The sequence below is a fragment of the Saccharothrix sp. genome (genome assembly GCF_031180885.1).
Classification (GTDB): domain Bacteria; phylum Actinomycetota; class Actinomycetes; order Mycobacteriales; family Pseudonocardiaceae; genus Actinosynnema.
The window spans coordinates 271666-289780 of record NZ_JAPSLK010000003.1 but is presented as its reverse complement, the minus strand read 5'-3'; the positions used below and the strand labels follow the sequence as shown (position 1 = coordinate 289780).

At 71.8% G+C, this 18115-nt stretch carries 17 protein-coding genes and 1 pseudogene; 6 read left to right on the top strand and 12 right to left on the bottom strand.

The annotated features are described in order from the left end of the window. Nucleotide 1 precedes the first annotated feature (1 nt). The 3 genes from RIN75_RS07675 to RIN75_RS07665 are packed head-to-tail and all read right to left on the bottom strand — an operon-like array spanning nucleotide 2 to nucleotide 3206. Nucleotides 2–1231, bottom strand: coding sequence for an adenylosuccinate synthetase (locus RIN75_RS07675; protein WP_309111093.1), 1230 nt, complete (start codon nucleotides 1229–1231; stop codon nucleotides 2–4). Next, on the bottom strand, nucleotides 1228–2208 hold the full coding sequence (locus RIN75_RS07670; RefSeq protein ID WP_309111092.1) for a hypothetical protein: 981 nt from the start codon (nucleotides 2206–2208) through the stop codon (nucleotides 1228–1230). The genes RIN75_RS07675 and RIN75_RS07670 overlap by 4 nt, the downstream gene beginning before the upstream one ends. 2 nt (nucleotides 2209–2210) lie before the next feature. Further along, nucleotides 2211–3206, bottom strand: coding sequence for an adenylate cyclase (locus RIN75_RS07665; protein WP_309111091.1), 996 nt, complete (start codon nucleotides 3204–3206; stop codon nucleotides 2211–2213). Nucleotides 3207–3317: 111 nt separating this feature from the next. Here RIN75_RS07665 and RIN75_RS07660 point away from each other — a divergent pair, with 111 nt between their 5' ends. After that, nucleotides 3318–4847: a tannase/feruloyl esterase family alpha/beta hydrolase gene (locus RIN75_RS07660; protein ID WP_309111090.1), complete on the top strand. Its 1530-nt coding sequence runs from the start codon at nucleotides 3318–3320 to the stop codon at nucleotides 4845–4847. An 11-nt stretch (nucleotides 4848–4858) separates the two neighbouring features. Continuing rightward, nucleotides 4859–5983, top strand: a complete 1125-nt coding sequence (locus RIN75_RS07655) for an MFS transporter (protein WP_309111089.1) — start codon at nucleotides 4859–4861, stop codon at nucleotides 5981–5983. 21 nt (nucleotides 5984–6004) lie between these two features. Here the strand turns inward: RIN75_RS07655 and RIN75_RS07650 are convergent, their stop codons facing one another. The 4 genes and pseudogenes from RIN75_RS07650 to RIN75_RS07635 form a co-directional block, all read right to left on the bottom strand. Further along, nucleotides 6005–7465: an aldehyde dehydrogenase family protein gene (locus RIN75_RS07650; protein ID WP_309111088.1), complete on the bottom strand. Its 1461-nt coding sequence runs from the start codon at nucleotides 7463–7465 to the stop codon at nucleotides 6005–6007. A 128-nt stretch (nucleotides 7466–7593) separates the two neighbouring features. Beyond that, a complete protein-coding gene (locus RIN75_RS07645; RefSeq protein ID WP_309111087.1) occupies nucleotides 7594–7740 on the bottom strand; it encodes a hypothetical protein in 147 nt (48 codons plus the stop codon). A gap of 108 nt (nucleotides 7741–7848) precedes the next feature. Next, on the bottom strand, nucleotides 7849–8370 hold the full coding sequence (locus RIN75_RS07640; protein ID WP_309111086.1) for a hypothetical protein: 522 nt from the start codon (nucleotides 8368–8370) through the stop codon (nucleotides 7849–7851). A gap of 82 nt (nucleotides 8371–8452) precedes the next feature. Next, nucleotides 8453–8815 (bottom strand): annotated as a pseudogene (locus tag RIN75_RS07635) (chitinase); the annotation flags it as partial. A 286-nt stretch (nucleotides 8816–9101) separates the two neighbouring features. On the opposite strand from RIN75_RS07635, the gene RIN75_RS07630 reads away from it, so the two are divergent. The 3 genes from RIN75_RS07630 to RIN75_RS07620 all read left to right on the top strand — a co-directional run bounded on the left by RIN75_RS07630 (nucleotide 9102) and on the right by RIN75_RS07620 (nucleotide 11331). Next, complete coding sequence (locus tag RIN75_RS07630) at nucleotides 9102–10031, top strand: FAD-dependent oxidoreductase (RefSeq protein ID WP_309111085.1); 930 nt, start codon at nucleotides 9102–9104, stop codon at nucleotides 10029–10031. 95 nt (nucleotides 10032–10126) lie between these two features. After that, complete coding sequence (locus RIN75_RS07625; protein WP_309111084.1) at nucleotides 10127–10648, top strand: hypothetical protein; 522 nt, start codon at nucleotides 10127–10129, stop codon at nucleotides 10646–10648. A 62-nt stretch (nucleotides 10649–10710) separates the two neighbouring features. Beyond that, nucleotides 10711–11331, top strand: coding sequence for a class I SAM-dependent methyltransferase (locus RIN75_RS07620; RefSeq protein WP_309111083.1), 621 nt, complete (start codon nucleotides 10711–10713; stop codon nucleotides 11329–11331). A 7-nt stretch (nucleotides 11332–11338) separates the two neighbouring features. Here RIN75_RS07620 and RIN75_RS07615 read toward each other — a convergent pair whose 3' ends face one another. The 5 genes from RIN75_RS07615 to RIN75_RS07595 all read right to left on the bottom strand — a co-directional run bounded on the left by RIN75_RS07615 (nucleotide 11339) and on the right by RIN75_RS07595 (nucleotide 15539). Next, nucleotides 11339–11914 (bottom strand): XRE family transcriptional regulator, encoded by a 576-nt coding sequence (locus RIN75_RS07615; protein WP_309111082.1) that lies wholly within the window; start codon nucleotides 11912–11914, stop codon nucleotides 11339–11341. Continuing rightward, nucleotides 11842–12699 carry a methyltransferase domain-containing protein gene (locus RIN75_RS07610; RefSeq protein WP_309111081.1) on the bottom strand — a complete coding sequence of 286 codons (858 nt, stop codon included), beginning with the start codon at nucleotides 12697–12699 and terminating at the stop codon, nucleotides 11842–11844. Before RIN75_RS07610 ends, RIN75_RS07615 begins: the two co-directional genes overlap by 73 nt. Nucleotides 12700–12901: 202 nt before the next feature. Then, the gene (locus RIN75_RS07605) at nucleotides 12902–14110 is read right to left on the bottom strand and encodes a cytochrome P450 (RefSeq protein ID WP_309111080.1); all 1209 of its coding nucleotides are present in this window, start codon (nucleotides 14108–14110) and stop codon (nucleotides 12902–12904) included. An 85-nt stretch (nucleotides 14111–14195) separates the two neighbouring features. Further along, nucleotides 14196–15140 (bottom strand): non-homologous end-joining DNA ligase, encoded by a 945-nt coding sequence (ligD, locus tag RIN75_RS07600; RefSeq protein ID WP_309111079.1) that lies wholly within the window; start codon nucleotides 15138–15140, stop codon nucleotides 14196–14198. Nucleotides 15141–15344: 204 nt separating this feature from the next. Beyond that, nucleotides 15345–15539 (bottom strand): hypothetical protein, encoded by a 195-nt coding sequence (locus RIN75_RS07595; RefSeq protein WP_309111078.1) that lies wholly within the window; start codon nucleotides 15537–15539, stop codon nucleotides 15345–15347. A 150-nt stretch (nucleotides 15540–15689) separates the two neighbouring features. On the opposite strand from RIN75_RS07595, the gene RIN75_RS07590 reads away from it, so the two are divergent. Beyond that, entirely contained in the window at nucleotides 15690–17693 is a 2004-nt protein-coding gene (locus tag RIN75_RS07590) for a neutral/alkaline ceramidase (RefSeq protein WP_309111077.1), read from the top strand. The last annotated feature ends 422 nt before the right edge of the window (nucleotides 17694–18115 follow it).

Genomic DNA, 18115 nt, shown 5'->3' with positions numbered 1-18115 from the left:
CCTAAGCGGACGCTGGGGTGCGGACGGTGTAGGAGGTGCGGTTGGGGCCGTGGCCTTCGATGTCGATGGGGAGGTCCAGGCGGTCGAACCAGTCGGGGGATAGGGGTTCGAGTTCGGGGGTGCACTGGTTGAGGAACGTGGTGTCAGTGCCCAAAGGCAGGGTGGTGATGCGGCCGGTGGAGGTCTTGTAGGCGGTGGCGACCATGCCTGCGGGGCCGTCTCGGTGGGTTACGGCTAGGGCGTCGGGGCGGGCGCGGGCGAGGGCGTGGCGGAACAGGACGGCGTCGAAGTGGCCGGTGCGCCAAGCGCCCTGGTACGGACCGGTGTCGTTGTGGAGTTCGGGGCGGTCCAGGGCCGGATCCTCGGTCGGGAAGGGGCCGGCGCCGTGGCGGGTGTGGTAGGTGCGGGTGACGCCTACGACGCGGGAGGGGCGGCCGGAAAGGAGGGTCAGGGCGTTGCGCGGGGTGGTGGTGGACCACGTGGTGTGGGGGTGGAAGCCGTGGGTTTCGTCCAGCAGCACGCCCTGTGCGCCTTCGAAGACCAGGCGGCCGGTGTCGGCCAAAAGGCCCACGTGGTCGCCGTCGACGATGCGGACCGCGTCGGCGAAAGCGGTGTACAGGTGGATCAGGTCGTCCACGTGGGTGCCGTCGCCGATCAAGGGCTCGTAGAAGCGGGCGAGGGTGTCGAGTTTCTGGCGCAGAAGCCGAGGGCGGAGGCAGTCGCCGACGGTGGGAGCAGAACCAGGGACGCCCAGGACCTCCTGGTGTTCCACCACCGAGCCGGGACGAGCGCCGGCCAGCAGGGAGTACCAGGCGGTCTCGCCGATGCCCTTGCCGCACGAGCCGTGCCGGTCAGCGCCGCGGGCGTCCTCGCGGGCGCGGTTGGCGGCGATGTGCAGGGGAGTGGTGAGCAGGGCGTCGGCGTGGGCGGTGAGGAGGGTCAGAGGATCCGGGACGCCCAGAGCGGCCAAGGCTCGGGTTTCGGTGGCCAGGGCGATGGGCTCCACCAGGACGTGCTGGGAGAGGTGGGTCGGCACGCCCGCGAGCGTGCCGGACCCGTACTGGCTGAACGTGTGGTGCCGGCCGTCGACGACCACGTTGTGCGCGGCCTGGGCGCCGCCGTTGAAGCGGACGACGGCGGTGACCGGGCCCCGAGCGCACAGCGCGTCGACCACCGCCCCCTTCCCCTCGTCGCCGAAGCCCAGGCCGACGACGATCACGTGCGGTGTCATGCCAGGGTGACGTCGTCGGGGCCGTCGAGGTCGTCCGGCGTGCCGGAGGTGGCGACGGCGCGTGACCCGACCTGGACCAGGGCCTTGCCCACGGCGCGGCTCTCGTCGGCCGAGCCGACCTCGGCGAGGTCGACCATGGCCTGGTCGAGGTCGACGACGCGTTCCTCCAGGCCGATGGTGGCGGCGATCAGCTCGCACACGGCACCGGGGTCGTCGAGCTTGAGGAAGTGCTGGCCGAGCAGGCCGCGCCAGTGGTCGGCGATCTCCGGGTCGTCGTAGTAGTGGGACTGGTCGGGCAGCACGAAGTAGACGTGCCACTTGCGGGCCAGTTCGCGGTAGACGGAGGCGGGATCGATGTCCTGGTGGACGTCGTCGCCGATGATCCGGCGGATGTGGCGGGCCTCCAGCCTGGGCTTGTTGAGTTCGTCGCCGATGAGGAACAGGTAGCCCTTGCGGCCGCGCTTCTCCCAGGCGTCGGTGACGACGTGGCGGGCGATGAAGTAGGCGGCGAGTTCGTAGGACTCGCTCTTCTGCCCGCCGCCGTTGCCCTCCAGGAAGATGGTGCGCAGCTGCTCGTCCATGCGGTTGTCGGACTCGAACTGGCCGATCTGGAGGGGGACGCGGTCGCTGTCGGCGTCGCCGATGCCGCCGAAGAGGATCTGCGGGTCGGTGAGGTATCCCTTGCGCTGCAACAGTCCGTGCAGCTTGCCGAGCTTGCGCTGCATGATCTGCGGGACGTACCCCATGGAGCCGGTGACGTCGAACAGGACGGCGATCGGGGTGGAGTCGGCGTGGTCGGCCGAGTCGCGGCACTCGCGGGCGGTGACGCCGAGCGGGTCGAGGGTGTGGTCGGCCTTCCACTGGTCGCGGGGGCCGTTCTTGAGCTTGGCGGTGTAGCCGAAGTCGTCCAGGCCCTTGGCGGCGCGGAAGGTGCGGGCGGCGGCGTAGGCGTTGTCGTCCCAGCGTCCGTGTCCCATGGTCAGGCTCCTCGTCGGGGGAGGGCGAAGGGCCGGAACACCCTTGCGCCGTAGAGGTCTTCCAGGAGTTGGTCGTACTCGTCGAGCAGGTCGGCGGCGTCGGGGCGGGCCGCCGGGTCGCGCTGCATGCAGCCCCGGGCGAACGTGCGTTGCCGTTTTTCGTTGTGCGCCAACAGGTCCAGCATGAGCTGGTGTGCCATGTGGACGTCGGTGGCGGGGGAGAGGGGTGCTTTGGCGGTGACTTCGGGCGGGTAGGTGGTGGTGTTGTCGGTGGCGAGCGGGGGTTGGCCGGTTTCGACGGCGAAGGTCCAGCCGGTGAGGACGATGCCGTGCCGGCGCGGGTGGACCAGGACGTTGTCGCTGGTCACGGCGCCGTGGACGAGTCCGGCCCGGTGGGCGCCGGCGAGGGCGCGCAGGAGTCGGCGGTGCATCCAGGCGTAGTCGCGGCCGTCGAGCCCGTGCGGGTGGGCGGCTTTGACGTCGGTCAGGGTGACGAAACCGTCCACGAGGGGTTCGAGGACGGTGAAGGCGCGGTGGCCGCGTTGGACGTCGCCGGTGTCGTGGAGGGTGGGGTAGTAGGGCTTGAGCCGGCGGTGCTCGTCGGTGAACTCGTCGAGCGTGCGCAGGGCGTGCCATTCGGCGTGCAGCAACGGGTTGAGCTTGGGGTTGCGGACGAGTTTGACGACGTGAGGGCCGTCGGTGCGGTAGAGGTTGGCGACGCTGCCCACGGCGTGCAGGTCGGTGAGGCGGTAGGTGCCCCGGGTGGTGCGCAGGGTGACGGGTTCGGCGTGTCGCCAGTCGTGGTAGAGGCGGGTGAGGTCGGCCGAGGCGCGGTGGGCGCGGGTGTCGTCGGGGGCGACCCGGTCGGGGTGCAGGGCGCCGGCGAGGGCGCGGTAGAGGCGTTTGGCCTGGTCGCGGCGGTCGGGGGTGGGTGGTCCGAAGAGGCGGGCGGGGCTTGCTCCTTCGACCCTGCGGAGCGCCTCTTCCCTCGTGAACATGGTTTGAGTCTAACTGACTCAAACTGGTGGCGCAATGCGTTCGGGTGATCTGTGATTTGCTGATCGGAGGGAGGGAAGGTCTTGTCGGTTCGTGCGCGTGTGGTGCTCGTCGTGATCGCCTTGGTGGCGTCGTCGTTGCTGACGGGCGCGGCGTCCACGCGGTCCCGGTGCGCTGGTCTCGTCGGGATGGCCGCTGTGGTCACCGACGCCACGCTGGTCGACGCCTCCGACACCGAGGGGGAGCACTGCGACGTGCGGGGTCTCGTCGCGCCGAACGTCCGGTTCCACCTCAAGCTGCCCACCGACTACTCCGGCCGCTACCTGCAACTGGGCTGCGGCGGGTTCTGCGGCGAACTGGTCGAGCCCACGCTGCGCCCGTGCGTGACCGCGCCGGGGGACATGGCCGTGGCCACCACCGACGACGGCCACACCGGCACCGGGGACGTGCCATCGGTCGACGCCGACTGGGCGCGGGACGACCGCGCGGCCCGCGACGACTGGCAGTTCCGCGCCCCGCACGTCGTGTCCCGCGCCGCCAAGGACGTCATCGCCCGCTACTACGGCGCGCCGCCCACCTACTCGTACTTCTCCGGCTGCTCCAACGGCGGCCGGGAAGCGCTGCTGCTGGCCCAGCGGTACCCGGACGACTTCGACGGCATCGCCGCCGGCGCGCCCGCCAACCAGCTCTCGGCGCTGATCGTGCACCAGGCGTGGCTGGCGCGCGCCAACACCGACGTCCACGGCGACCCGATCCTCACCGCGGACAAGCTGCCCGGCCTGCACGCCGCCGTCCTGGCCCGCTGCGACCACCTCGACGGCCTGGTGGACGGCCAACTCGACGACCCGCGCGACTGCGACTTCGACCCTGCGGCACTGCTGTGCCCGGCGGGCGGCAAGGCGTGCCTGACCCCGGCGCAGGTCGACACCGTCCGCAAGCTCTACGACGGCCCCCGCACCCCCGAGGGTCGCCGCCTCTACCCGGCGGGCCAGCCGCGCGGCTCCGAACTGGCCTGGAACCGCTGGATCGTCCCCACCGACGACGGCGCGCTCGCCGCCCGGCTCGCGGACAACTACCTGCGCCACTTCGCCGGCGCTCGGCCCACCACCCTGGCCGACTTCCGCTTCACCGCCGCCGAGTTCCACCGCCTGTCCGCGGAAGGCGTGCGCGGCAACGCGATGAGCCTGGACCTGACCGGTTTCCACCGCGCCGGCGGCAAGCTGCTGATGTGGCACGGGTGGGGCGACGAGGCCATCCCCGCCGCCGGCCTGCTCGACTACCACGCCCGCCTGGCCGCCCGGCACCCGCAGGGGCTGGCTGATTGGGTGAGGGTCTTCATGGTGCCGTCCCTGCACCACTGCGGCCGGGGCGACACCCTCACGTCGTTCGACCCCCTCCCGGACCTGATCCGCTGGACCGAACACGGCACCGCCCCCGACCGCATCACCGCCCACGGCCACGCCCCCGACGGCACCCCGCGCACCCGCCCCGTCTTCCCCTACCCGCTGCGCGCGAAGTACGACGGCACCGGCAGCACCGACGACGCCGCCAACTTCACCCCGGTCCCGCCGCCCGTCCCGCGCAAGGACGCGGTGGACTGGCTCGGCACCCACCTGCACGGACTGCCCGGCCCCGTGGGATAGGGTTCCGGCACGTGCTCAGCCGCGCCCCTCTCTACGCAGCAGGTTTCGTCACCGCCTTCGGGGCGCACGGCATCGCCGCCGGTCTGGGCAACTACACCCACGCTTCCCTGATCACGCTGGGCTTGCTGCTCGCGGTGTACGACGGCGCGGAGATCGTCCTCAAGCCCGTGTTCGGTTCGTTGGCCGACCGCATCGGCCCACGTCCGGTCCTGCTGGGTGGCCTGATCGCCTTCACCCTGGCCTCCGCCGCTTTCGTGATCGCCGGCAACCCGGCCGCCGTCGGCGTGGCACGCCTCGCTCAAGGTGCCGCCGCCGCAGCCTTCTCACCCGCGGCCAGTGCTTTGGTCGCCCGCCTGACCCCGACGTCCCACCACGGCCGGGCTTTCGGCGGTTACGGCGCGTGGAAGGGCCTCGGCTACACCCTGGGTCCGGTGCTGGGCGGCGTCCTCATCCACTTCGGCGGCTACCCGGCCCTGTTCGCCGCCCTCGCCGCCCTGGCCTTGATCGTCGCCATCTGGGCCGCTCTGGTGGTCCCCGCGGTCCCGCCCCTCCCACGCACCCGCCAAACCCTCCGCGACCTCGCTCGCCGCCTGACCAACCCCGGCTTCCTCCGCCCCACCGCCGCCTTGGCCGCCACCACAGCCGCACTCGCGGTGGGTGTCGGCTTCCTCCCCGTGCAGGCGGCGTCGTCGGGTCCGCTGACCTCCGGCCTGGCAGTGTCCACAATGGCCGCCGCAGCCGCCCTGGTCCAACCGCTCGTGGGCAAACTCCGGGACACCGGTCGCATCAAAGACGTCCCCGGCATGGCCACCGGCCTGCTCCTGGCCGCAGCCGGCTACACGATCGCCGCGACCCTCCCCGGTCTTCCGGCCCTGTTCCTCGCCGCTCTGTCCATCGGCGCAGGCGTCGGCGCCGCCACCCCTCTCGGGTTCGCCGCCTTGGCCGCCGCCACCCCGCCGGAACGGCTGGGCCAAACCATGGGCAGCGCCGAGGTGGGCCGAGAGGTAGGCGACGCCGGCGGCCCGCTACTGGTAGGCGCGATCGCCACCGCGACGAGCTTGAGCGGCGGCCTCCTAGCCCTGACCGCGGTCTTGGCCGCGGCCGCCCTGACCATCACCCTCCCGAAATCGCGCTGACTACGAGGCCACGGCACGTCCTCAGAACGGGTAGTGGGCGTGCTGCGTGGCCAGCGTGATCCACCGCGTCGTCGTGAACGCCTCCACCCCCCACCGCCCCCCGAACCGCCCGTACCCGCTGGCCCCCACCCCACCGAACGGCGCCTGCGGCTCATCGCCCACCGACTGGTCGTTCACGTGCACGATCCCCGTCCGCACCCGCCGTGCCAGCACCAACCCCCGCGTCGCGTTCTCCGTCAAGATCCCGCACGTCAACCCGTGCTCGGTGTCGTTCGCCAACGCCACCGCCTCGTCGTCCGACCCGAACACCTCCACCGCGCACACCGGCCCGAACGCCTCCCCGCCGTACACCTCCATCTCCGGCGTCACCCCGGTCAACACCGTCGCCGGGTGCACCGCGCCCTCCGGCGCCCCACCCCCGACCAGCACCGACGCGCCCTTCGCCCGCGCATCCGCCACCAACGCCGCCACCCGAGACGCCGCCGCCGCGTTCACCAACGGCCCGATCACCGTCTCCGGCGAGCGAGGATCACCGTGGGGCAGCGCCGCCACCCGCTCCACGAACCGCGACGTGAACTCCGCCGCCACCGACGAGTGCACCAGCACCCGGTCCCCGGACATGCAGATCTGCCCCGAGTTCATGAACACCCCGAACACCGCCGCGTCCACCGCGTGCCCCAGGTCCGCGTCGTCCAGCACGATGATCGCGTTCTTCCCGCCCAACTCCAGCACCGCCGGCTTCAGGCACGACGCCGCGAGCGCCCCGACCACCCGTCCCACCCCGGTCGACCCGGTGAAGTTCACCGCCCGCACCCGGCGGTCGCAGATCAGCGCCTCGCCGACCTCGGCCGCGTCCTCCGGCGCGTTGGTCACCACGTTGAGCACCCCCGGCGGCAGACCCGCCTCGTGCATCACGTCGGCCAGGAACAGCCCGGACGCCAACGGCGCCTCCTCGCTCGGCTTGAGCACCACCGTGTTGCCCGCCGCCAACGGCGCCGCGAACGCCCGCGTCCCCAGGATCAGCGGCGCGTTCCACGGCGCGAACGCCGCCACCACCCCCACCGGCTCCCGCACCGCCAGCCCCAGCGCGCCCGGCTCCTCCGCGCTCAACACGTCACCACGCGGCGCGGTCACCGACGACGCCGCCTCGCGCAGGATGTTCGCCGCCAGGAACACGTTGAACCGCGCCCACGGCTGCGTCCCGCCCACCTCGGACGCCATCAGCTCCACCGCCGCGTCCGCCCGCGACTCCAACAGCTCCGCCGCGTCCAGCAGCACCCGCCGCCGCGCGAACGGCCCCAGCGCGGCCCACGACGGGAACGCCCGGTCCGCCGCGTCCACGGCCCGGGACACGTCCTCGACACCGGCCGCCGCGACGGTCGCGTACACCTCGCCGGTGAACGGGGCGACGTCGTCGACGGTGCGGCCGGACGCGGCGGGGATCTCCTCGCCGCCGATCAGCAGGGTGCGGTGGATGGTCATGGCTGCGCCTCCTGACCAAGGCAGGGGTTGGTCGGTGCGTCGAGCCTAGGCACAACAAGCCGGGTCCGGTTGTGTGAATGTGTACGCCATTTGGCCGTGCGCGCACGGATTTGCGGCCCCGCTGCCTGTCAAGGGCAGCCCGCCGGCACCCGCTCCAGCGCCGCCCGCTCCGAAGCCTTCACGCTCAACCCGTACGCCGCCTTCACCCCCACGTAGATCCGCACCGGGGCGTGGACGCCGTCCTCGGGTGACTGCGCCGCGACCCGCGCGCGCACGCGGCTCGGCGGGGGCCGACGCGAACGTCGACCCCCGCCGAGCCGCGTGCGTCAGCGTACGGGCACGCGTACCCCGCGTTGGGCGGCAGCCACTCGTCGGGTGTGCGATCACCCTTGTCCTGGTTGACCTTCCCCTGCACGGCGACCAGGTTGCGCAGGTCGTTGGCCGCCTTGCACGCGCCGCTCCGGCGGCCACCCCGACGCGCCGCTGCGCCACATCTCCGCCAACGGCACCACGTGGTCTATCTGCACCTTCGACACGCTGGTCATGGTCTGCCCGGTGTACGGGTCGTGCAGCGTCCCCTCCTTCACCGCGCACCGCCCGTCCTTGCGCACCACACCGACCAGGTCCCGCGCCGGCACCTGGCTGCGCTGGTCGCACCCGTCACCGTCCACATCGGACCACGGCCGGCCGAACACGCACGCCGCCCCGTTGTCGCAGTCCCGCACGTACCCGTCCATCCCGCCGGGCTCCGCGACCGCCAGCGCCGCCAGCTGCACGCGCGCGATCGCGGTGTCGACCGTGCCCTCCGGGACCATGTCGATCGGCGTGCTCGCACCGGGCGCGAACGCGCACCCGGCCACCAACAGCAGCACCAGGACGGCAATCCGGGACGCGGGCACCTCCAACGGCTTCTCCGGTGAGGTACCCGCGTCCCGGGAACCCGCCTAACGGCCCCGACCGGCGCAACACCGTGCGCCGGTCAGCGCATCACCTGCCCTGCAACGACTTCACGTTGCGCCCGAACGTCCAGCCCTTCGACCCGTCCCAGTTGACCGACCACGTCATCAGGCCCTTGAGCCGACCGCCGTAGGTGTTCCACGCCTGCGCGACCGTCCCGGTCGACATGTACCCGCCGCCCGCGCCCGGCTGCGCGGGCAGACCCGGCGCCTGCTTGTCCAACGGCACCCGGATCGTGGTGCCCTGCACGACCAGGCCCTTGTCCAGGCAGTTGGTCTGCGCGGTGAAGCCCTGCACGGTGCCCGCCTGGTACGAGTCGCCCGAGCAGCCGTACAGGGAACCGTCGTAATAATGCATGTCGAGCCACCACAGGCGGCCGTTGTCGGCGTACTTCGACTCCAATCCCGGCCGGCCGCGTCCGCAGGGGCGTCCCGCCGGAGTCGTGTCCTGGCGAGGGTCCGTCGGCGGGGCGGTGACAGGGCCGCACGAGCCGGCCGCGCACAGGGGAGTCCTGGGCAGCGCAACGCCAACCGCCGGGTTTTCCGCTCACTGGCCCCCGGCGCGGGTGTGCCGCCGGTTTGCGCCGCCAGAAGTGATCTGTCGTCAAATTTCATGGAAGCAGGCGGTTCGAACGCGCCACAACCCGACGAACGGCGGAACCTCTGGTAGGACGGCGGGCATGGGTGACATCGCGGTCGTCGGGGGCGGGGTGATCGGCCTGACCTGCGCGCTGCGGCTCGCGGCGGAGGGCCACCGGGTCGAGGTGGTGACGGCGTCCCCGCCCGAGGACACCGTGTCGGCGGTGGCGGGCGGCCTGTGGTTCCCGTACCGGGCCGCGCCCGCCGACGCCGTGTTGCGCTGGGGACAGGTCTCCCTGCGGCACTTCGCGGAACTCGCGCGCGACCCGGCGACCGGCGTGACCTGGCGTTCCGGCGTGGTCCTTCACCGGACGCCCGACCCCGACCTGTCCTGGACCGCCGCCGTCCCCGACCACCGCCCGGCCGACCACCTGCCCGACGGCGTGCACTCCGGTGTCGTGTGCACTTTGCCCGTCGCCTCGATGCCCACCTACCTGCCGTGGCTGGCCGAGCGGTGCGCGGCGGCCGGGGTGTCGTTCCGCCGGCAGGAGATCCACCGTCTTGACTCGCTGCGGCAGGACACCGTGGTCGTGGCGGCCGGTCTGCGCTCGGGCTCCCTGCTCGACGACGACACGCTGGTTCCCGTGCGCGGTCAGGTGGTCCGGGTGGCCAACCCCGGCCTGACCCGTTGGCTGGTGGACGACGACAACCCCGCCGGCATGGCGTACCTGATCCCGCGCGGCGACCACGTGGTGTGCGGCGGCACCGCGGACGAGGGCGCGACCGACCTCACCCCGTCTCCCGAGGTCGAACGCGGGATCCTCGACCGGGTCCGTGCCCTGGTCCCGGAGCTGCGGGACGCGCCGGTGGTGTCGCGCGCGGTGGGGTTGCGGCCGGTGCGGCCCGTCGTGCGGGTGGACCGGGTCGAGCGGGGCGGCAAGGCGGTCGTCTCGTGCTACGGCCACGGCGGGTCGGGCGTCACCCTGTCCTGGGGCTGCGCCGCGGACGTCGTGCGGCTGGTCGGTTTGTGACTGCGCCGGTTTGTGACTGCGCCGGTTTGTGCGCGGGTCGGGGCGGGCAACTCGTGGGTTACCGTTCTTCCGCGCGGGAGAGAGGGTGAGCGGACGTGGGATCCGGTGGCGTGGTGGCCGCGGCGGCGCTGGCGGGCGTGGTGGCGGCCGGTGCCGGTGGCCTGTCCGCGCCCGACGACGAGCCGTGGCAGGCGTTGGGGCTGGAGGTGGTCGACCGGGTCACCCAGGACGACACCGAGTGCGTGTCCCACTCGTTCGGCCAGGTCCGCGACCTGCTGACGGCCACCCCGTGCGTCTCGCTGACCCGCCTGCTGATGACCGTCCGCGACGACCAGGGCACGTTGATCGCGGTGTCGGTCGCGTGGGTGCAGTTCGAGCGGCCGGAGATCGCGGCCGAGTGGAAGCGCGTGGAGGACATCCACGGCACCGGCGACATCACCCCGCTGAACCCGTCCCTGCTCCAAATGGACCCGATCACCTTCACCGCCCACCACTACGACTCGCAGCAACTCGACACCACCGTCGTCGTCGCCGAGTCGGAACCGGTGAAGGGCCAACCCACCCCGGAGCTGCTGAAGGACGTCGCGAAGCTCGCCGTGCGCACCCCGCGCCCGTGACCGCTTTGCCGGAACGGCAAGAAGTGTGGCACTCCGCCGCGACCCCGGTGCACAGTGCGGTCATGACGACCGCCGAAGAGTTCTGGGAAACCTTCTACAACGACCGCGACCAGGTGTGGAGCGGCAAGGTGAACCCGTTGCTGGAGCGCGAGGTCCGCGACCTCGAACCCGGCACCGCGCTGGACCTCGGGTGCGCCGAGGGCGGGGACGCCATCTGGCTCGCCGAGCGCGGCTGGCGGGTCACCGGCGTCGACATCTCCGCCACCGCCCTGGCCAGAGCCGCCGCCCGCGCCGAGCAGGCCGGGGTCGAGATCACCTGGGAGCGCCACGACCTCGCCGAGACCTTCCCCGAGGGCGAGTTCGACCTGGTGTCCGCCCAGTTCCTGCACTCGCCCGTCGAACGGGAGGGCGAACGCGCCGCCGTGCTCAAGCGCGCCAAGGACGCCGTCGCGCCGGGCGGGGTGCTGGTGGTCGGCGGGCACTTCGGGTGGCCGTCGTGGCAGCACGACCACCCGCACCAGGACTACCGCTTCCCGACCACCGCCGACGTCCTCGACGCGCTCGACCTGGACGAGGACTGGGTGGTCGAGACCGACGAGGTGGTCGAACGCGAGCACAACAGCCCCGACGGCGAACCCGGCACCCGCACCGACAACGTCGTCCGCGTCCGCCGCCTCCGCTAGAAGCGCCTCAGCGCGAGCGGGCGCGCAGGTGTGCACGCTCGCCCTGCTGGCCGAACAACGTCAGCAACTCCACCGGGTTGGCGTCGGCCGAGTCGAAGAAGTGCGGCACGTGCGTGTCGAACTCGGCCGCCTCGCCCGGCTTGAGCACGAGGTTCTGCTCACCCAGGTAGAGCCGGAGCTTGCCGTCCAGCACGTACATCCACTCGTAGCCCTCGTGCACCCGCAACTCCGGCTCGACGTGGGCCCGCGCCCCCGGGATGATCATCTTGAACGCCTGCAACCCGCCCGCCCGCCGGGTCAGCGGGATGATCGTCCGCCCACCGCGCCGCACCGGCTTGAGGTGCACCCGGGGGTCGCCGGTCGCGGGCGCGCCGACCAGTTCGTCCAGCGGCACGCCGTGCGCGCGGGCCAGCGGCAGCAGCAGCTCCAGGTTCGCCCGCCGCTGCCCGCTCTCCAGCCGGGACAGCGTGCTCTCCGAGATCCCGGTCTCGGCGGACAGGTCGGCCAGCGTCACCTCGCGCTGCTTGCGGATCGCCCGCAACCGGGGCCCGACCGCCTTGAGCACGTCGTCGAAGTCGTCCACACCGCCCAGCTTGCCGAACCGGCAAGCCGTGGGCAAGCTAGCGGTCCATCAGGGCGAACACACCCCAGCCCAGGTACTCCCGCTGGTACCGGACGTGCCGAACGGCCGCCGTGCGCAGCTCGGCGCGCATCGCCGGCGCCAGCTCGTCGTCCGGGTTGGCGTTCGAGCCACTGCCGGGTGTTGAGCCACTGCGCGGCGACGTAGCGGTCCCAGCCGTCCTGGTCGGCCAGCACCATCTCCACGACGTCGCAGCCCAGGTCCCCGAACTGCTCGACCAGCTCGGGCAGCGGCAGCAGCTCGTCGGGGGAGGACACGTGGCACGCCCGCGCGGTCTCCTCGTCCACGGGCAGCCGCCGCCAGTACGGGTGGCCCAGCAGCACCAGCCCGCCGGGCCGCAGGCTGCGGCGCAACAACTCCACCGTGCCGGGCACACCGTCACCGATCCACGCCGCACCCACGCACGCGGCCACGTCGACCGGCTCGTCCGAGACGTACCCGGCGGCGTCGCCGTGCACGAACGACACCCGCTCCGCGACCCCCAACTCGAAGGCCCGCTCCCGCGCGGAAGCCAGGAACACGGTGCTGATGTCCACGCCGACCCCGGTCACCCCGTGGTCACGCGCCCACGTGCACAGCATCTCGCCGCTGCCGCACGCCAGGTCCAGCACCGAGGCGCCGGCGGGAAGTCGCAACGCCGCGCCGAGGGTGGCGAGCTTGACGTCGTCGAACGGGTTGTGGATGCGGTGGCTGCTCTCGCGGATGGTGAAACTGCGGTGCAGGTCCAAAGTCGAAGCTCCCCGGGGTGGTCGGACGTCGGCGCACGCTAGCCACGTCCGCACCCGCCGGTCCACTCAATTGCTGCCGACGTGCTCGGGCACCCGGACCGCGGACTGCCGCCGCGCGTCGTCCCGCAGCCGGCGTCAACACCGTCGACCCCAGGTCCGCGAACCGCTCGTCCCCGCCGGACCCGACGACGTGGGGTAGGACTCAGAAAGCGACCTTCAGCGAGCCGAGTCGGCGGGACGCGACCTGGGTCGGCACCCAGTCCACCCGCTCGTAGTCCGGGCGCAGCCCCGGCACCTGCTCCTGCAACACGGTGAAGCACACGTCCGCCTCCATCCGCGCCAGCGCCGCACCGAGGCAGTAGAACGCGCCCAGCCCGAACGCGGTGTGCCGGTTGGGCGTGCGGGTGATGTCGAACTTGTCCGGATCCTCGAACACCTCCGGGTCGCGGTTGCCGGCCAGCATCGCCAGGTACACGTTCTTGCCCGCCGGCAACGCCTGCCCGGCCACCTCGACCGGCTCCGCGGTGACCCGGATGATCACGCTCGCCGGTCCGTCGCAGCGCAGCATCTCCTCGACCGCGTTCGCCATCAGCTCGGGCTTCTCCTTGAGCAGCGCGAACTGGTCCGGGTTCTCGAACAGCAGCACCAGGCCGTTGGCGATGAGGTTCGCGGTGGTCTCGTGGCCCGCGAACAGCAGCAGGACGCAGTTGGCGACGATCTCGTCCTCGTTCACCACGCCCTCGGCCTCGGCCGCGACGAACATGCTGAGCAGGTCGTCCCGGGGGTCCGCCCGCCGGGCCGCGACCAGGCCGCGCACGTAGTCCTGCATCTCCAGCACGCTCTGCCGGCAGCGGCGAAGCGCGTCCATGTCGGCGGGTGCGAACAGGGCCAGGATGTCCTTGGACCACGCCTGGAGCTTCTCGCGCTCGTCGGTCGGCATGCCGAGCATTTCGGCGATCACGTTGGCGGGCAACGGGTAGGCGAGGTCGCGGACGACGTCCATGCCGCCCTGGTCCTTCACCGCGGCCACCAGTTCCTCCGCCAGCTCCCGGACGCGGGGGCGCAGCTTGTTGACCGTGGACGGGGTGAAGTAGCGCTTGAGCAGCTGCTGGAAGCGCAGGTGGTCGGTCTCGTTCGTGTGGCCCATCCACAGCCGGACGGACTGCAGGACGGGGGCGAGTTCGTCGCGTTCTTCCCGGCTCAGCCGGTCCAGGCCCTGTCCCATGTTGGCGGGGACCAGCCTGCGGTCCTTGAGGGCGGCGACGATGTCGGCGTGGCGGGTCAGCAGGTAGCCCTGGAGGGGTTCCACCCAGATGACGGGACTGTGGGCGCGGAGCTGGTGCAGCACCGGGTGGGGGTCGGCCAGGAGGTCGGGGGTGAACAGGCCGGGCGCGATGGCTGAATCGCTCATGCCCGCAGTCTCCTCCGGCGGCCTGGGCCGGGGGTGCGGGCCAATGAGGGGATTCGGTGCGCATCCGGAGTAGCCCGAGCGTGACTCACGTCTCGTCCGGTGGCTCCTCGCCGTCCCGGTCGGCCCACTTCAGCAGCGGTTCCAGGGAGAAGGCGGTGTCGTCGATGCCCGCGTGCAGGTCGCCCAGTTCGGCGAAACGGGCGGGGACGGTGGCGATGGTGAAGTCGCGCGGGTCGACGTCGTCGATCTCGTCCCACCGGACCGGCGCGGACACCGTCGCCTCCGGGTTGCCGCGCACCGAGTACGCGGCGGCGATCGTGTGGTCGCGCGCGTTCTGGTTGTAGTCGATGAACAGGTCCTTCGGGTCCCGGTCGCGTCGCCACCACGTCGTGGTGACGTCGTCGGGGGCTCGCCGCTCGACCTCCCGCGCGAATGCCAGCGCCGCCCGCCGCACCTCGGTGAACCCCCACTCCGGCTTGATCCGCACGTAGATGTGCAACCCGCGGCCCCCGGAGGTCTTCGGCCACCCGACCGCGCCCAGTTCGTCGAGCACTTCGCGGGCGACGTGCGCGACGCGTTGGACGCGGGAGAACGGGCAGTCCGGCATGGGGTCGAGGTCGATGCGCCACTCGTCGGGCTTCTCGGTGTCGGCGCGCCGCGAGTTCCACGGGTGGAACTCCACGGTCGACATCTGCACCGCCCAGACCACGTCGGCCACGTCGGTGACGCACAGCTCGTCGGCGTGCCGGTTGTAGCGGGGGAAGTGCACCCGCACGGTCTGCACCCAGGGCGGCGCACCGGAGGGCAGGCGCTTCTGGTGCACCTTCTCACCACTCACGCCGGACGGAAACCGATGCAACATGCACGGCCGCTCGCGGAGGGCGCGCACGATCCCGTCGCCGACGGAGAGGTAGTAGTTGGCCAGGTCGAGCTTGGTCTCGCCGCGGGTGGGGAAGTAGACGCGATCGGGGTTGGAGATCCGCACAACACGATCCCCGACCTCCAACTCGACGGCAGGCGACTGGCCCATACCCCGAACGTAACCCGAAACGGCCGGGTGCACAGCGGTTCGGCTCGGGGTGGGGCGGGTGCGAGGCGGGGCCGGCGGCGTGGGTAGGCACGTCGCCGGCCCCGGGTGGTCAGCGCCCCGTGGCGCGGAGGGCGACGAGGAGCGCCCCCAGCGCCATCACCACCAGCGCCACCACCAACAACACCCGCCGCTCAACCCCGGCAGTCACCACCGCCAACACCGGCGTCCCGACCCATACGCCAACGCGAACGCCGTGATCACCTGCCCAGCCACCCCGAGCGACACCCCGAACCCGTCCGCGACCTCGCCCACCACCGCCGCGACCACATGCGCACTGGTCCCGGCAGCCACCGTCACAACGGCCAGCGCGTGGGTCCGGGTCGTGACCGTGGTGACCATGGGCGGACCTCCCTCGAAAGTGCGCACCACGGTCCGCCCTCGCCGCGCCCGATAGATCGGTCGGCTGACGGAGAAGGCCTTGCCGCCTGTGGCCCCGATCACCTACCGTCGAGTAAAGGTGAATCGGATTCGCGTACCGAGGAGCGGCGCATGAGGTCGACCGTCACGTCCGTGCTCGCCGGCCTGGCGGGCGTGCTGGTGCTCTCCGGCCTGCCCGCCGCGCAGGCCGCGCCCGAGCCTTACCTGGTCGGCCGCGGCATCTCCGACGTCACCGGCCCCGCCGCCGAGAACGGCATGATGGGCTACTCCAAGTTCGACCAGAAGACCACCGGCATCCACCAGCGCCAACGGTCCCGCGCCTACGTGGTGGTCGACCGGTCGTCCGACAAACGCGTCGCGTACGTCAACGCCGACCTCGCCATGATCTTCCGCGCCGTCCAGGAGGACGTGCTGGCCAAGCTCCAGGCCCGCTACGGCACCCTCTACACCCGCGAGAACCTCCTGCTGTCGGCCACCCACACGCACGCCGGCCCCGGCGGCTACTCGCACAACCTCGCCTACAACCTGTCCATCCTCGGCATGCAGCCCCAGACCCTGACCGCCATCACCGACGGCATCGTGGAGTCCGTGGTCGAGGCGCACGAGGACCTCAAGCCCGGCTCGCTGTCCCTGGGCCGAGGCGAGCTGACCGACGCCAGCGTCAACCGCTCCCGGGTCGCGTTCGAGCGCAACCCCGACAAGGGCCACTTCCCGAACGCCATCGACCCGGCCATGACCGTGCTGCGGCTGCGCCAGGGCACCACGGACGTCGGCGCGATCTCGTGGTTCGCCACCCACAACACGTCCATGACCAACGCGAACACGCTGATCAGCCCCGACAACAAGGGCTACGCGTCCTACCAGTGGGAGCACGACGACGCCGGCGTGCGCTACCTCGACGACCGGCCCGGCTTCGTCGCCGCGTTCCCCAACACCAACGCCGGCGACATGTCGCCCAACCTCAACCTGCGCCCCGGTTCCGGTCCGACCGAGGACGAGGTGGAGAACACGCGCATCATCGGCGAACGCCAAAACCGTGCCGCACAACGGGTTTACCGCGGCCCGCAGACCCCGGTGACCGGCAGCGTCGACTACCGGATGCGCTTCGTGGACATGGGCGCGGTGACCGTCGAGGGCCGCTACACCACCGACGGCCGCGCGGGCCGGACGTGCTCCGGTGTCGTCGGCGCGTCCACCTTCGCGGGCAGCATCGAGGACGGCCCGGCGATCCCCGGCTTCACCGAGGGCATGCAGAGCCCGATCAAGACCTTGCTGGAGCCGCTGAACATCGAGGTCCCGCAGTGGCTCAAGGACTGCCAGTACCCCAAGGCGTCGTTGGTGCCGACCGGTCTGGTGCAGGCGACACCGGACGTCCTGCCGTTGCAGATCGTCAAAATCGGGCAACTGCACTTGGTGGCCGTTCCCGGCGAGGTGACTATCGTGGCCGGCCTGCGCATCCGCCGCTCGGTCGCCGCCGAACTGGGCGTCCCGCTGGAGCACGTCCTGATCCAGGGCTACGCCAACGACTACAGCCAGTACGTCACCACGCCCGAGGAGTACGACCTCCAGCAGTACGAGGGCGGCTCGACCCTGTTCGGCCGCAACACCACGCCCGCGTACCAGCAGGAGTTCGGCAAGTTGGCGGCGTCCCTCCGCACCGGAACCGCTCTGCCACCCGGCCCGACCCCCGGCAAGCCCCCGTTCACCGACCTCAACCTCCAGACCGGCGTGGTCTTCGACGACAAGGCCCCGTGGCACACCTTCGGCCAGGTCCTGACCGAACCCGAGGCGTCCTACACCCGCGGCCAAACCGCCACGGCGGTGTTCGTCACCGGCCACCCGAAGAACAACCTGCGTCGCAACGGCACGTACCTGGAGGTGCAACGCCTGGTCGACGGCACCTGGACCCGCGTGGCCGACGACGGCGACTGGTCCACCCGGTACCGCTGGCAGCGGCAAGGCATCGCGAACTCCGAGGCGACGGTGACGTGGACGATCCCCACCGGCGCGCCGCCCGGCACCTACCGCCTGGTCCACCACGGCGACTGGAAGAGCGGCTGGACCGGCGCCATCACCCCGTTCACCGGCGCCACCCGCCCGTTCACAGTGACCTGACCCCCAACCCGCCCGACGCCGAACGACCCCGTGGCCCGGCCGGCGTGGATGGCCCGGCTCCGCCGACGTGGGGGAGTGGTTCAGCGGCCGGAATTGTCGGTAGGTCGTGGGATAATGGAACCGGGGCCGGAGGCCGCGCCCGGTGCTCGCCCACCTCGCCCACCTCGCCGACGCCGCCCGCGCCCGCGCCGACGCCGCCCGCGCCGACGTCGTCGAACAAGCCTTGCGCGGCAACGAGATCCCCGACTCGACGTTGATCGCGTCATCGTTCCACCCGGTGAACGCCAGGTTCCGCACGATGGCGTTCCTCGACCCGCTCAACGTCAGGCCGCACCCGCTGATGGTCACCCAGGACGCGCCCAGGATCGTCTTGTCCGACCCTTACCCGGATCATCCGCGTTCCAGCCCTGGTCGACCCGCTG